This window comes from Mesorhizobium sp. CAU 1741, from assembly GCF_039839275.1.
In the GTDB taxonomy this organism is placed as follows: Bacteria; Pseudomonadota; Alphaproteobacteria; order Rhizobiales; family Rhizobiaceae; genus Aerobium.
The window spans coordinates 240,059-253,232 of record NZ_JBDOQP010000002.1 but is presented as its reverse complement, the minus strand read 5'-3'; the positions used below and the strand labels follow the sequence as shown (position 1 = coordinate 253,232).

Sequence of the window (13,174 nt, the reverse complement as noted above, 5' to 3'; positions counted from 1 at the left end):
TCGAACTCCCTGGAAGAAGGATCATTCCATGAAGCTGATTCCCGACCGTGGTTTCATGCTGCGATACGTCGTGGCGTTTGCCTGCCTCGCGGTGCCTGTTGTGGGCGTCCAGGCCCAGGAAGCCGCGCCGATCTCAAATTTCACGCTCGACAATGGCCTCGAAGTGGTCGTCATTCCCGACCATCGCGCGCCGGTCGTGACGCACATGCTCTGGTACAAGATTGGCAGCGCCGACGAAGACCCTGGGAAGTCCGGCATCGCGCATTTCTTCGAGCATCTGATGTTCAAGGGCACGACCAACCACGGCCCGGGAGAATTCTCGGCCCGCATCGCCGAGATCGGCGGCCGCGAGAACGCGTTCACCTCGTATGATTACACCGCCTATTTCCAGCAGGTCGCGCCGAGCGAACTCGAGGCGATGATGGAGTTCGAGTCCGACCGGATGCGCAATCTGGTGCTCACCGACGAGGTCATCGGTCCCGAGCGCGACGTCGTCATTGAGGAACGCAACTCGCGGATCGAGAACAGCCCGCAGGCGCTGCACGGCGAGGAGCTGAACGCAACGCTCTACCAGAACCATCCATACCGCATCCCCGTCATTGGCTGGATGCATGAGATGGAACAGCTCAATCGCGCCGATGCCGTCGATTTCTACGACCGGTATTATGCACCCAACAACGCCGTGCTGGTGGTGGCCGGCGACGTCGACGCGGAGACCGTGCGCGAATTCGCCGAGGAGACCTACGGCAAGGTCGAGCGCGGGCCGGATCTGCCGCCGCGCATTCGCCCGCAGGAGCCGGAGCAGAACACCAGCCGCATTGTCGAGATGGCCGACGAGCGGGTTGGCGTGCCGAGCTTTTCCAAGCGATGGGTCGTCCCGTCCTATACCTCGGCTGATGATGGCGAAGCCGAGGCGCTCGACCTGCTGGCCGAGATACTGGGCGGAGGCATGCGGAGCCGCATCTACCAGGAACTCGTCGTCCGACAGGGCGTGGCGGCGTCGGCCGGCGCCTTCTACCAGGGCACGTCGCTCGACGACACCTCCTTCGGCGTCTATGGCGCGCCCCGCGGCGAGGCGACGCTCGAGGACGTGGAAACCGCAATCGATGCCGAGATCGCCAAGATCGTCGAAGACGGGGTATCCGCCGACGAGCTTGAAAAGGCCAAGACGCGGGCGATGCGGTCGATGATCTTCGCGCGCGACGACCAGTCGGGCATGGCGCGCATGTATGGCGCGACGCTGACGACGGGCGGTACGGTCGAAGACATCCAGGAATGGCCGGACAGGCTGTCCGCAGTGACGGCGGAACAGGTACAGGCGGTTGCCGGGCGCTATCTCGACCAGCGGCGTTCCGTCACCGGATATCTGCTGCCAGAGGAGGACGACCGCTCATGAACATTCAGGAGAACGCAGAGCCGATGGCTGGCAATCGTTTCGTTCAGACGCTCACCACCGCGCTGCTGGCGCTGGTCTTCCTGACCTTTCCCGCGATCGTCTCGGCGCGCGCGGCCGTCGAAATCCAGGAAGTGACGTCGCCCGGCGGTGTATCGGCGTGGCTTGTCGAAGACTACACCGTGCCGATCGTTTCCGTGCGCTTTGCGTTCGAGGGCGGAAGCACGCAGGACCCGGACGGCAAGGAAGGCCTGTCCAACCTGATGACGGGGCTGTTCGACGAAGGCGCCGGCGATCTCGATTCCGACACGTTCCAGGAACGGCTCGACGAAGTCGGAGCCGAAATGAGCTTCGAGGCGAACCGGGACGCGGTCTACGGCCAGATGCGCATGCTCGAGGAACAGCGCGGCGAAGCCCTCGGGCTGTTGCAGCTGGCGCTCACCTCGCCCCGCTTCGACCAGGAGCCGATCGACAGGATTCGCGGGCAGATCGTGACCGGGATACAGCAGGACCTTCGCGACCCCAATACGCTTGGCCAGGACGAGTTCGCACGTGCCCTGTATGGCGACCATCCCTATGCGCGACGTTCCGACGGCACGCTGGAATCGCTGGCGTCGATCACGGCGGAAGACCTGCGCACCCTGCACGGCCGCACCTTCGCCCGCGACAACATCCACATCGCGGTGGTCGGTGCGATCGATGCGGAGACGCTAAAAGGCGAACTCGATCGCGTGTTTGGCGATCTCCCGCAGCAGGCAGAGCTTGCGCCTGTCCCGGAAGTCGAGCCGCGCCTCGACCAGCAGGTCGATTACGACTATCCGCTGCCGCAGGCGACCATCCAGCTCGTCTACCCGGGCATCGATCGGGATGATCCCGAATTCTTCGCCGCCTTCATCATGAATCACATCCTCGGCGGCGGTACGTTCTCGTCCCGCCTGTTCAACGAGGTGCGCGAAAAGCGCGGCCTTGCTTATGGCGTCGGATCCGGTCTCCTCAACAACGACTATTCCAACGCGCTTTACATCGGCACCTCGACCCGCGCCGACAATGTCGACGAGGCGCTGACGGTTATCCGCGACGAGGTTCGCAAGATGGCGGAGGAGGGGCCGACGCCCGAAGAGCTGGCGAGCGCCAAGACCTATCTGATCGGCGCCTATCCGATCAACAATCTGGATTCATCGCTGGCCGTGGCGCGAACTTTGGTGCAGCTTCAGCTCGACGAACTCGGTATCGACTATATCGACCGCCGTGTCGGCTATATCGAGGCCGTGACGATCGAGCAGGTTAAGGAAGCGGCACAGCGGCTGCTGCAGGCAGAGCCGGCAATCCTGGTGATCGGTCCCGAAGCGAGCGATGGCGGCTGACGACACGACATTGAACGAAGAGACAGACGAAGCCTTAATTCCCGAGCGCGCGACCAAGGTCGGAGCCGAAAGCGAGGGCTCTGGCGGCGACCCGAGCTTCGCCGTTGCCTTCGGCGGGGGCGGCGCGCGCGGTCTGACCCATCTGCACGTCATCGAAACGCTCGACGAACTGGGCATCCGCCCCGTAGCCATTGCCGGCTCGTCGATCGGCGCGATCATGGGCGCGGGCATGGCGGCCGGCATGCGTGGTACGGAGATCGGCGACTACGCGCGCGCCACGCTAGGTCGCTCCGGCGAGGTGGCCAGCCGCATGTGGCGGGCACGGCCGGCCAGCATGGCGGAGATGTTCGAAGGCGGTGTGCGCCTTGGGCAGTTCAATGCAGAACGTGTGTTGCGCGCCTTCCTGCCGGAGACGATCCCGCATCGTTTCGAAGATTTGCAGGTTCCCCTTCAGGTCACCGCGACCGACTATTTCGGGAACTGCGAGCGGGTCTTCAACGAAGGCGACCTCTATCTCGCGCTGGCCGCGTCAGCGGCAATTCCCGCAGTTTTCAGGCCGATCCGCCATGAGGGCCGGCTTCTGATCGACGGCGGCATCGTCAATCCGGTGCCGTTCGACCTGCTAGAAGGCAAGGCCGACATCATCATCGCCATCGACGTGGTCGGCACGCCGATCGAGAACGGCAGCGGACGCCCGACATCCATCGACCTGTTGTTCGGCGCGACGCAGATCATGATGGAGTCCATCGTCGCGCTGAAGCTGAAGCGGATCCAGCCCGACATCCTGTTGCGCCCGCCGGTCTCGCAGTTCCGGGTCCTCGATTTTCTCAAGATCGGACAGGTGCTGGCCGATACGGAGTCGATCAAGGACGAACTCAAGCAGGCCATAGACGCGGCCGTCGAGCGATTTCGCCGCCACGACGGCTGACGGTCATTGAAGCGTCGACGCTTTTCCTGTCGAGAAGGGTGAGTTGGCCGCAGGCGGAGGTGGCGGCAGGTCACTTCTGGCCGGGTTGGAAACGCCGATCCTGCGCACCACCCTGAAGGCAACCACGACCGCGGCGAGGCCGAAGACGATGGCGCCGAGGCCCCACCCGGCGACAACGCCCTTGGCGCCATAATACTGCGCGCCGATCCATACGAACGGGATCACGCCCAGCGTCGAGCGCCCCCAGTTGAACACCGTCGAATATGTGGGAAATCCGAGATTGTTGAAGGCGGCGTTGGCGACGAACAGCGCTCCGTTGAACAGGAAGCTCCCTGCGGCGAACAAGCAGAAGAAGACCACCAGTTCCCGCGCCTCGCCTTGGGCTCCGAACAGGCTGGCCACCCCGTTCGCGAAGATCGCCAAAAGCAGCCACGCGGCAAGGCAGTAGAGCATGACGAATATCAGCGCGTCGCGCATAGCGGTGTTGAGCCGATCATAGCGTTTCGCGCCATAGTTCTGGCCGAGGATCGGGCCAATCGCGCCGGACAGCGCGAAGATGACGCCGAACGCCACGGGGATGAGCCTCCCTATGATGGCCCAGCCGGCGACGGCCTCGTCGCCAAAGCGCGCCATTTCCACGGTGACATAGGCATTTCCGACGGGTGTGGCTATCTGCGTCAGCACGGCCGGCAGCCCGATCGCAAAGAAGGGGCGCGCCGCGATCATCAGCCGGCGGCGATCGGGCAGCGCCATCAGCCGGTGAACGAAGTGCACGCCATGGATGCCCACCGCGAGAAGGATGATGCGCGACAACACGCTTGCGATCGCCGCTCCGTCGAGACCGAGGTCGAACCCGAAAATGAAGATCGGATCGAGGATCGCGGCAGCGATGCCGCCTGCGAGCGTGACGTACATCGAGCGGCGCGCATCGCCGACGCCACGCATGATGCCCGTTGCGCACATGCCGAGCGAAATGATCGGCGTAGATGGCATCACGATCTGCAGGTAGCGTACAGACAGGACACGCGTCTCGCCGGTCGCTCCCAGGGCACCGACCAGCGTGTCGAGAAACGGCCAGGCGATCACCGTGATCGCCACGGTGCTCAGCCCCATGAAAATCATCGAAGCGCCGCCCATGCGGGCAGCCTCCGCCCTGTCGCCGCGCCCGAGCGCGCGCGAAACCAGCGCCGAAACCGCGATGGTGAACCCGATCGAGATCGATACGACGAAAAACATCAGCGTGCTGGCGAAGCCGATGGCTGCGGCCAGTTCCTGCACGCCGAGCATCGAAATGTAGAAGAGGTTGAGCGCGTCGACCATGAAGATGGCGATGAGCCCGACAGACCCGGTCGCCGTCATTACGGCGACGTGCCGCATGGTCGATCCGGTGACGAATGTCGCCTGCTGTGAGGACGCTGCAGAAGGACCCGGCATGAGACTCACTCGCGTTGATGCCTGCTCCTATCACGAATTGCCGCAATCGCGAGCCATTGCATCGCATGGGAGGGAGCCATAGATGGGGGACAGCCGCAATTAATGCCCCCACTGGAACAGAGCAGCCTCATGAACCAGCCGATCGATTCCCGCAGCCTCGTCGAGCTCGTCGCCCGTCTCGTCGACGCCGCAAAAGGCGCGGGCGCTGACGCAGCGGATGCCGTGGCGGTGCGTTCGCGCTCGACCAGCGTTTCCGTCAGGCTAGGCAAGGTAGAGGGTACGGAGGCATCAGAGAGCGACGACGTCTCGCTCCGCGTGTTCATCGGAAAGAAGGTCGCGAGCGTTTCTGCGAACGCATCGTCGGATGCGGCCATGCTCGCTGAACGTGCGGTCGCCATGGCGCGCGTTTCGCCCGAGGACCCCTGGCAGGGCCTCGCCGATGAGGGGCTGCTGGCCCGATCACCGAAGAACCTCGACCTGTTCGATGCCACCGAAGTTTCCGCCGACCAGCTTCGCGAAGATGCGCTGGCGATGGAAGAGGCCGCCATGGCCGTCAACGGCGTCAGCAACTCCAGCGGCGCAGGAGCCTCGGCCGGCATGGGTGGGCTGGTGCTGGCCACTTCGCACGGGTTCCTTGGCGAATACGTCGCATCGCGCTTCTCGCGTTCCGCCAGCGTCATTGCTGGAGAGGGGACCGGTATGGAGCGCGATTATGATTATTCATCGCGGCCGTATTTTTCCGACCTGGATGCGCCTGCCGATATCGGGCGCAGCGCCGGCGAACGTGCCGTTCGGCGTCTCGGTGCCCGCAAGGCAAAGACCGGTCCCGTCACCGTAATCTACGATCCACGCGTTGCACGCGGTATCGCCGGCCATCTGGCCGGGGCGATCAATGGTGCTTCGGTGGCGCGCAAGACAAGTTTTCTGCGCGATCGTATGGGGCAGCCAATCGCCTCGGCTGGTATCACCATTACCGACGATCCGTTGCGCATGCGCGGCCAGGCCTCCCGGCCGTTCGACGGTGAGGGGGTGGAGGGTCAACCGCTGACCCTGGTCGAAGCCGGCGTGCTGCGTCATTGGCTGTTGTCGACGTCTGCCGCGCGCGAACTCGGGCTTGAGACGAACGGGCGCGGCTCGCGTGCCGCATCGTCGGTATCGCCGTCATCCACCAATCTTGCGATCGAGCCCGGTGACCGGAGCCCGCAGGACATGATCCGCTCGCTCAAATCCGGCTTCTATGTCACGGAGGTGTTCGGGCAGGGTGTCAACATGGTGACAGGTGAATACTCGCGTGGCGCATCCGGTTTCTGGATCGAGAATGGCGAACTCGCCTGGCCGGTGGCCGAGGTGACGATCGCGGCCAATCTCAAGGAGATGTTCCTCAACATGGTGCCCGCCGACGATCTCGACCGCAATTACGGCACCGCCGCTCCCACATTGCTGATCGAGGGCATGACGCTTGCCGGAGAATGACGCAGCCATGGTCGATGACCTCGAAGCCGACCTCTCGCTGATCCGCGATGCCGCGCGCGAGGGCGCCACGATCGCAATGCGGCACTTCGGCAAGAACCCCGAGACATGGCTCAAGAACGACGTATCTCCCGTCACCGCCGCCGACATCGCCGTGGACACTTTCCTGCGTGAAAGCCTGCTGGCGGCGAGGCCCGACTATGGCTGGCTTTCTGAGGAAACGGTCGACAATCCGGAGCGTCTGCGCGCGAGGCGCACCTTCGTGGTCGATCCCATCGACGGGACCCGGGCCTTCATTGCAGGACGACCGACCTGGTGCGTGTCGATCGCAATCGTGGAGGCCGGCGTGTCGCTCGTCGGCGTGCTCGACTGCCCGGTCATCGGCGAGATTTACCAGGCGTCCGCGCAAGGTCCCGCACTGTGCAACGGAAGCGTGATCAATGTCGCCGGCGCGCGAAGCGACGGCCTGAAGATCGCCGGCCCCAAGGCGATGCTGGATCGCGCTCCTGACTACCTGCGCCAAACGGCCCCCGTCGCCTATATTCCCTCGCTCGCCTATCGCGTGGCGATGGTCGCGTCCGGCAGCATCGACGCCACGTTCGTCAAGGCCAACTCCCACGACTGGGACCTTGCGGCGGCCGACCTGATACTGCAGCGCGCAGGTGGCTCGGTGGTCGACCGCTCCGGCAAGTTGCTCTCCTACGCAGGTCCGGATCCGCGCCATGGGCCGCTGGCCGCCGGCAGCGGCGCGATCCTGCGCGACATGGTCGCTGTCCTCGGCTCGTTGCCGGATTGACGACATCACGCAATGGTTTCAAATCGTAACGAATTCCTCTAGAGGAGGAAGCGATCCCGCGCGGCACAGGCATTCGCCGCGCTGAAGCGCAATCGTCAGACCAGTGTGAATGATCATGGCCCAAGAAAACGAGAGCAAGCAGCTTCTGCATCTGGTGTTCGGCGGGGAGCTGAAGTCGCTATCCAGCGTCGATTTCCGCAACCTTCAGGACCTCGATATCGTCGGAATCTTCCCCGACTATAAATCCGCCGAAATTGCATGGAAATCCAAGGCGCAGGAGACGGTGGACAACGCGCATATGCGCTACTTCATCGTGCATCTGCACCGACTGCTCGATCCGCAGGCGAAATAAGAAGAACAACAACGCGTATGGACGAAAATGCCGTTTCAGCCTCACCGGAGGCGCGCGCGGCTGGGCCAAAGCCCGGACCGCATCCCATGAAGCGCTTCTGGAAGAAGGTGCGGCAGCCACTTGCCGACTCGGTGCTGGTCAAGAACCTGCTTGCGACATTGATTTCATGGCTGTTGCGGCTGGTGAGCAGTACCAACACCGTGGCGCCCGGATCGGATGATCCGTATGTGACGATCGCCAAATCATCGCCGATGATCGTGACGCTGTGGCATGGTCAGCACCTGCTCGCGCCCGCCGTCTATCCGCGCGGCAATCGGGTGGTGGCGATGTTCTCGCGCAGCGCCGACGCGGAACTGAATGCGCTCGTCGCCGAGAAGTTCGGTTTCGGGATCGTGCGCGGCTCGGGCGGGCGTCCAGGCACCAGCAAGGCGGACAAGGGCGGTGCCCGCGCGCTCATCGCGCTCAAGCGGTTTCTGGACGGCGGCGACAATGTCGCGATGATCGCCGACATTCCTCACGGCACGCCGCGCGAGGCCGGGCTTGGCGTCATCACGCTGGCCAGGATTTCAGGGCGGCCGATCATGCCGGTGGCGATTGCCACCAGTCGCCGAAAGGTGCTTGAGAAGAGCTGGGACAAAACGGCGATCAACCTGCCCTTCGGTCAGCGCGCGATCGCGATCGGCGCCCCTATCTTCGTGGCGCCCGACGCCGACGCTGATGCCATGGAAACGAAGCGCCTCGAGGTGACCGCCGCCTTGAATGCGGCAACCGCCCGCGCCTACAACCTCGTCGACGGTGCGCGATGAGTGAACGCTGGGCACGTGCCATGCTCACCACCTATCGATGGGCGGGTGCCGCCGCCTATCCGATCGTCGGCACTTATGTCGCCTGGCGTGCCAGCCGCGGAAAGGAAGAACATTCCCGCCGCCGCGAGCGTTACGGGCGCGCCGGCCACGATCGGCCCGAAGGTCCGCTGATCTGGGTCCACGCCGCCAGTGTCGGCGAAACGGTGGCGGTGACACCGCTCATCGAGCAATGTGTCGACTACGGCATCAACGTCGTTCTCACCACCGGAACGGTCACGTCGGCACAGCTTGCGAGCGAGCGTCTTGGCGACCGAGTCATCCATCAATATGTGCCGCTCGACCTCAAGCCGGCCGTGAGCCGTTTTCTCGACCACTGGCGTCCTGATCTGGCCATCATGGCCGAGTCGGAGATATGGCCGATGACCATCCTGGAGTTGGGTGCGCGCCGCGTACCGCAGGTGCTCGTCAACGGCAGGCTGTCCGACCGATCCTTTGCGAGTTGGAGCAAGCGCAGCTTCGTCGCCGAGGCGCTTTTCGAGAATCTGGCGCATGTCGTCGCGCAGTCGGAGACCGACGCCGAACGCTTCCGCGCCTTGGGCGCGCGCCCGGTGACCGTCTCGGGCAACCTGAAGGTCGATACGGTGCCTCCGCCGGTGGACGAGAACGAATTGACGATGATCCGGGGCCAGATCGGCAGGCGCAAGGTCTGGGCCGCGGTGTCCACGCATGCCGGCGAAGAGGCGGTGGCTGCCGAGGTTCACGCGCGCTTGCGCGAACGCCATCCGGATCTACTGACGGTGATCGTGCCGCGCCATCCCGAACGCGCGGACGCCATCGCCGCGCACGCGGCGTCGATGGGGCTGACGATCGCGCGCCGCAGCATTCGCGACAAGATCTCGCCGCGTACCGACATCTTCCTCGGCGATACGATCGGCGAGATGGGCCTCTATCTGCGACTGTGCGAGATCGCCTTCGTCGGGCGCTCGCTCACCGGAGAAGGCGGGCAGAACCCGCTGGAGCCGGCGATGCTAGATACGGCGGTGCTTTCCGGCCGAAACGTCCAGAATTTCCGCGAGACCTACCACAAGCTGTCGACGCAGGGCGGAGCCCGGTTCGTCGCTGACGCAGACGGGCTTGCACGCGCGGTCGACTATCTCCTCGACAACCGCGATGAGCGACGCAAGATGATCGACGCGGGCCGGCGCACCGTGGAAGACATGCGCGGCTCGCTTGCCCGCACGCTTCAGGCGCTCGAACCCTATATCCACCCGCTGATCGTCCAGTCGCGGTTGAGCAATCCCGGCAATGGCGGCAGGTAGAGTCCGGCATGGTCAGCGACGCCCCGCCCTTCTGGTGGACCCGGCCCGACTGGCGCGCATGGTCGCTCTGGCCGCTCTCCGCTGCTTATGGCGCGGTTGCACGAAGGAGGCTGGCGCGCGCGCCGCGTGAGAAGGTTGATGCGCCGGTTCTGTGCATCGGTAACCTCACGGTCGGCGGCTCGGGAAAGACGCCCGTTGCGATCGCGCTTGCACGGCACGCCAGCGCTGCCGGACTGAAACCCGGCATCCTGTCGCGCGGGCATGGCGGTATGGTTTCCGGAGAGCCTCATCTCGTCGATCCGCATCATGACGTGGCGCGTCATGTCGGCGATGAGCCCCTGTTGCTGGCGCGTGCCGCACCTGTCGCGGTGACGGCGGATCGCGCGGCTGGCGCAAGGCTGCTGATCGACTATGGATGCAACTTCCTGCTCATGGATGACGGCTTCCAGAGCGCGCGCATCCATATCGATTATGCGCTCATCGTCGTCGATGCGCGCCGCGGCATGGGCAACGGACACACGATCCCCGGCGGCCCGATGCGCGCGCGGCTGGTGGACCAGATGCGCTACGCCGATGCCGTCCTGAGGGTCGGGGAAGGATCGGCCGCCGATCTGGCCGTGCGGCACGCCGCCAAGGCCGGCCGTGCCTTCTTCCAGGCCTTTGTGCGCCCGTCTCCGCCGCCGGGAATAGAAGGCCAGCGATGCCTCGCCTTCGCCGGCATCGGCGAGCCTGCGAAGTTCTTTGACACCGTCAGGGCTGTCGGTGGCGATCTCGTCGAAGCACGTAGCTTCGGCGACCATCATTTCTATTCGGAATTTGATGCGCGCGAACTCATCGATACCGCCGATACCCATGGCCTGGTGATCGTCACTACGGCCAAGGATGCCGTCCGCCTCGACCATGGCGGGGAGGCGCTGGCGGAACTGCGCGCCCGCGCCAAGGTCATCGAGATCGAGGCGGTTTTCGAGGTCGAACGCAACGGCCGGGCGATCGTCGAGGAGACGATGGCGGCGTGGCACAAGCGGCGGATCGCCGGCTGATCTAGCTGCGGCGGCTGCGCAGGTCGGGATTGGACTCGATTTCGCGCGACAGGGAAACGGCGGCGTTGATGTAGGGCTCCTGGCGGGCGACGCTCCAGTATTTGAGCTCGTCCAGCGGAATGGTGTCGCCGGTCACCGCGCAACGCACGAACGCACCTGGCGTCATCACCTGGAAGTCGCCGTCGAGGTATCGGATGCGTGCTTCCTTGCCGCCGGGTCCTTCGAAACGGTTCATTTGACCTGCCTTTCGCTGGCTGTCTGTACCGCCACAAAAGCAAGGCAACGTCAAGGCGCGACCGCGCGCCCGGCGCAGCTTAGCGGCGCCCGAACAGCCTTTCGATGTCGGAGAGACTGAGCTCCACATATGTCGGCCTGCCATGGTTGCAGGTGCCGGAGCCCGGCGTCGCCTCCATCTGGCGTAGAAGGGCATTCATCTCTTCGGGGCGCAACCTGCGCCCCGAGCGGACAGAGCCGTGGCACGCCATTGTCGCTGCTATCGCGTCGAGCCGTTCCTTGAGCGTGTCGACCGTGTCCGTATCCGCGATCTCGTCGGCAAGGTCACGTATCAATGTCTGAACATCGACTTCGCCCAGCATCGCGGGCGTTTCGCGCACCGCCACGGCGCCCGGCCCGAAACGCTCGAGCGACAGCCCGAACTGCCGAAGCAGGTCTGCTTGCGACGCCAGCCGCTGCGCATCATCCTCGCTGAGATCGACGATCTCGGGCAAGAGCAGCATCTGGGACGGCACGGCGCGTGACGACAATGCCTGCTTCAGCGCCTCATAGACGAGACGTTCGTGTGCCGCGTGCTGGTCGACGATGATCAGCGAATGATCGGTTTGGGCGATGATGTAGTTCTCGTGCACCTGCGCGCGTGCAGCGCCGAGCGGTTGCGCGGTGAGGGCCGTTGCCGCCTCGACCATCCCGGCTCGGGTATCAACGCTGGGCATCGCGGCCTCGAACAGGGCCTGCTCGGCCTCCCCGAACCCGTTCAGGGGGCGGTGCGGCGAGGTTGCATATTCGAAGTCTTCCGAGTGTCTTGGCGCGTATGTCGGCGAGGTGCGTATCTTGCCACCGCCGGGCCTGAAGGCGTCGAGCATGGCGGATGCGCCCGTGGTCGCGGGGCGGATGCCCGAGCGCGCCAGCGCCTCGCGTATGGAGCCGACCACAAGGCCGCGCACCAGTCCAGGATCGCGGAAGCGGACATCTGCCTTGGCAGGGTGCACGTTGACGTCGACCAGCGCTGGGTCGAGCTCTATGAACAATGCCGTAACCGCATGTCGGTCGCGCGGCAGCACGTCGGAATAGGCGCCACGGATCGCGCCAGCGAGCATCTTGTCGCGCACCGGACGACCGTTCACGTAGACATACTGATGCAGCGAATTGGCCCTCGTGAACGACGGGATCGAGGCATAGCCGCTTAGCCTCACATGCTCGCGCCGTGCATCCAGAACGATGGCGTTGTCGGCGAACTCCCGGCCGATGACCTGGGCGATCCTGTCTCTCAAGCCATCCTGCTCGGTAGCGCAGGCCGCAAGATCCAGCGTGGTCCGATCAGTGCCGGAAAGCGTGAAACGCACATGCGGGAAGGCGATCGCGATGCGCTTGACGATATCTGCGATCGCCGTTGCCTCGGCGCGCTCACTCTTCATGAACTTGAGTCGCGCCGGCGTGGCAAAGAACAGGTCGCGGACCTCCACCAGCGTTCCTCGATTGGCTGCGACCGGTCGTACCGATGAGACCCGGCCGCCTTCCACCGAAATCTCGTGGCCATTGTCCGACTGTGCCGGCCGCGACCGGATCGTCAGCTTTCCGACCGAGCCGATGGAGGGCAGCGCTTCACCGCGAAATCCGAGCGAGCGGATGTCATGGATGTCGTCGGCCAGCTTCGACGTGCAGTGACGCGCAATCGCCAGCGCCAGATCGCCGCTGTCCATGCCCGAACCGTCATCGGTGACCCGGATCAGCGAGAGGCCACCGGCGGCGGTCGCGATCTCGATGCGGGTGGCGCCCGCGTCGATCGCGTTTTCGACCAGTTCCTTGACCACAGAGGCGGGGCGTTCGATCACCTCGCCGGCGGCGATCTGGTTGATCATTGTCTCGGAAAGCTGGCGAATGGACATGGTGCGATACTAACCGGATTCGTGGCGCGAACGTAGCCATGCGCACCTGCGTCCCCAGTTCGCTTCAATGCGACGTTTTCGCCCAATCCGATGGTAACCAATCGTCAAGAAACAGCGTCGGGCAGCGGAGATCGTTACCACGGCGACGG

At 64.5% G+C, this 13,174-nt stretch carries 12 protein-coding genes; 9 read left to right on the top strand and 3 right to left on the bottom strand.

The features are described 5' to 3' along the window. Positions 1–28: 28 nt before the first annotated feature. The 3 genes from AAFN84_RS08155 to AAFN84_RS08145 are packed head-to-tail and all read left to right on the top strand — an operon-like array spanning position 29 to position 3,685. Positions 29–1,396, top strand: a complete 1,368-nt coding sequence (locus AAFN84_RS08155; protein ID WP_347514067.1) for a pitrilysin family protein — start codon at positions 29–31, stop codon at positions 1,394–1,396. Next, positions 1,393–2,757: a pitrilysin family protein gene (locus AAFN84_RS08150; RefSeq protein WP_347514066.1), complete on the top strand. Its 1,365-nt coding sequence runs from the start codon at positions 1,393–1,395 to the stop codon at positions 2,755–2,757. Before AAFN84_RS08155 ends, AAFN84_RS08150 begins: the two co-directional genes overlap by 4 nt. Further along, a complete protein-coding gene (locus AAFN84_RS08145) occupies positions 2,747–3,685 on the top strand; it encodes a patatin-like phospholipase family protein (RefSeq protein WP_347514065.1) in 939 nt (312 codons plus the stop codon). The genes AAFN84_RS08150 and AAFN84_RS08145 overlap by 11 nt, the downstream gene beginning before the upstream one ends. A 3-nt stretch (positions 3,686–3,688) precedes the next feature. Here AAFN84_RS08145 and AAFN84_RS08140 read toward each other — a convergent pair whose 3' ends face one another. Further along, positions 3,689–5,119 carry an MATE family efflux transporter gene (locus AAFN84_RS08140; protein ID WP_347514064.1) on the bottom strand — a complete coding sequence of 477 codons (1,431 nt, stop codon included), beginning with the start codon at positions 5,117–5,119 and terminating at the stop codon, positions 3,689–3,691. A gap of 129 nt (positions 5,120–5,248) precedes the next feature. On the opposite strand from AAFN84_RS08140, the gene AAFN84_RS08135 reads away from it, so the two are divergent. The 6 genes from AAFN84_RS08135 (at position 5,249) to lpxK (ending at position 10,902) form a co-directional block, all read left to right on the top strand. Then, complete coding sequence (locus AAFN84_RS08135; RefSeq protein ID WP_347514063.1) at positions 5,249–6,592, top strand: TldD/PmbA family protein; 1,344 nt, start codon at positions 5,249–5,251, stop codon at positions 6,590–6,592. Positions 6,593–6,599: 7 nt separating this feature from the next. After that, positions 6,600–7,385 carry a 3'(2'),5'-bisphosphate nucleotidase CysQ gene (locus AAFN84_RS08130; protein WP_347514062.1) on the top strand — a complete coding sequence of 262 codons (786 nt, stop codon included), beginning with the start codon at positions 6,600–6,602 and terminating at the stop codon, positions 7,383–7,385. Between the two features lie 115 nt (positions 7,386–7,500). Next, entirely contained in the window at positions 7,501–7,737 is a 237-nt protein-coding gene (locus tag AAFN84_RS08125) for a DUF4170 domain-containing protein (protein WP_347514061.1), read from the top strand. Between the two features lie 86 nt (positions 7,738–7,823). Continuing rightward, positions 7,824–8,543 (top strand): lysophospholipid acyltransferase family protein, encoded by a 720-nt coding sequence (locus AAFN84_RS08120; protein WP_347514060.1) that lies wholly within the window; start codon positions 7,824–7,826, stop codon positions 8,541–8,543. After that, on the top strand, positions 8,540–9,862 hold the full coding sequence (gene waaA, locus AAFN84_RS08115; protein WP_347514059.1) for a lipid IV(A) 3-deoxy-D-manno-octulosonic acid transferase: 1,323 nt from the start codon (positions 8,540–8,542) through the stop codon (positions 9,860–9,862). The genes AAFN84_RS08120 and waaA overlap by 4 nt, the downstream gene beginning before the upstream one ends. A gap of 8 nt (positions 9,863–9,870) precedes the next feature. Further along, on the top strand, positions 9,871–10,902 hold the full coding sequence (gene lpxK, locus AAFN84_RS08110; RefSeq protein WP_347514058.1) for a tetraacyldisaccharide 4'-kinase: 1,032 nt from the start codon (positions 9,871–9,873) through the stop codon (positions 10,900–10,902). A gap of 1 nt (position 10,903) precedes the next feature. Here the strand turns inward: lpxK and AAFN84_RS08105 are convergent, their stop codons facing one another. Further along, on the bottom strand, positions 10,904–11,137 hold the full coding sequence (locus AAFN84_RS08105) for a DUF2093 domain-containing protein (protein WP_347514057.1): 234 nt from the start codon (positions 11,135–11,137) through the stop codon (positions 10,904–10,906). Between the two features lie 79 nt (positions 11,138–11,216). Then, positions 11,217–13,025, bottom strand: coding sequence for a DNA mismatch repair endonuclease MutL (mutL, locus tag AAFN84_RS08100; protein WP_347514056.1), 1,809 nt, complete (start codon positions 13,023–13,025; stop codon positions 11,217–11,219). Positions 13,026–13,174 lie beyond the last annotated feature (149 nt).

Excerpts from the sequence above, each read along its gene's own strand:
- AAFN84_RS08130 (WP_347514062.1), top strand. The coding sequence starts at position 6,600 with ATGGTCGATGACCTCGAAGCCGACCTCTCGCTGATCCGCGATGCCGCG.
- AAFN84_RS08125 (WP_347514061.1), top strand. The coding sequence starts at position 7,501 with ATGGCCCAAGAAAACGAGAGCAAGCAGCTTCTGCATCTGGTGTTCGGC.
- mutL (WP_347514056.1), bottom strand. The coding sequence starts at position 13,025 with ATGTCCATTCGCCAGCTTTCCGAGACAATGATCAACCAGATCGCCGCC.
- AAFN84_RS08145 (WP_347514065.1), top strand. The coding sequence starts at position 2,747 with ATGGCGGCTGACGACACGACATTGAACGAAGAGACAGACGAAGCCTTA.
- AAFN84_RS08150 (WP_347514066.1), top strand. The coding sequence starts at position 1,393 with ATGAACATTCAGGAGAACGCAGAGCCGATGGCTGGCAATCGTTTCGTT.
- AAFN84_RS08140 (WP_347514064.1), bottom strand. The coding sequence starts at position 5,119 with ATGCCGGGTCCTTCTGCAGCGTCCTCACAGCAGGCGACATTCGTCACC.
- AAFN84_RS08105 (WP_347514057.1), bottom strand. The coding sequence starts at position 11,137 with ATGAACCGTTTCGAAGGACCCGGCGGCAAGGAAGCACGCATCCGATAC.
- lpxK (WP_347514058.1), top strand. The coding sequence starts at position 9,871 with ATGGTCAGCGACGCCCCGCCCTTCTGGTGGACCCGGCCCGACTGGCGC.
- AAFN84_RS08155 (WP_347514067.1), top strand. The coding sequence starts at position 29 with ATGAAGCTGATTCCCGACCGTGGTTTCATGCTGCGATACGTCGTGGCG.
- waaA (WP_347514059.1), top strand. The coding sequence starts at position 8,540 with ATGAGTGAACGCTGGGCACGTGCCATGCTCACCACCTATCGATGGGCG.
- AAFN84_RS08120 (WP_347514060.1), top strand. The coding sequence starts at position 7,824 with ATGAAGCGCTTCTGGAAGAAGGTGCGGCAGCCACTTGCCGACTCGGTG.
- AAFN84_RS08135 (WP_347514063.1), top strand. The coding sequence starts at position 5,249 with ATGAACCAGCCGATCGATTCCCGCAGCCTCGTCGAGCTCGTCGCCCGT.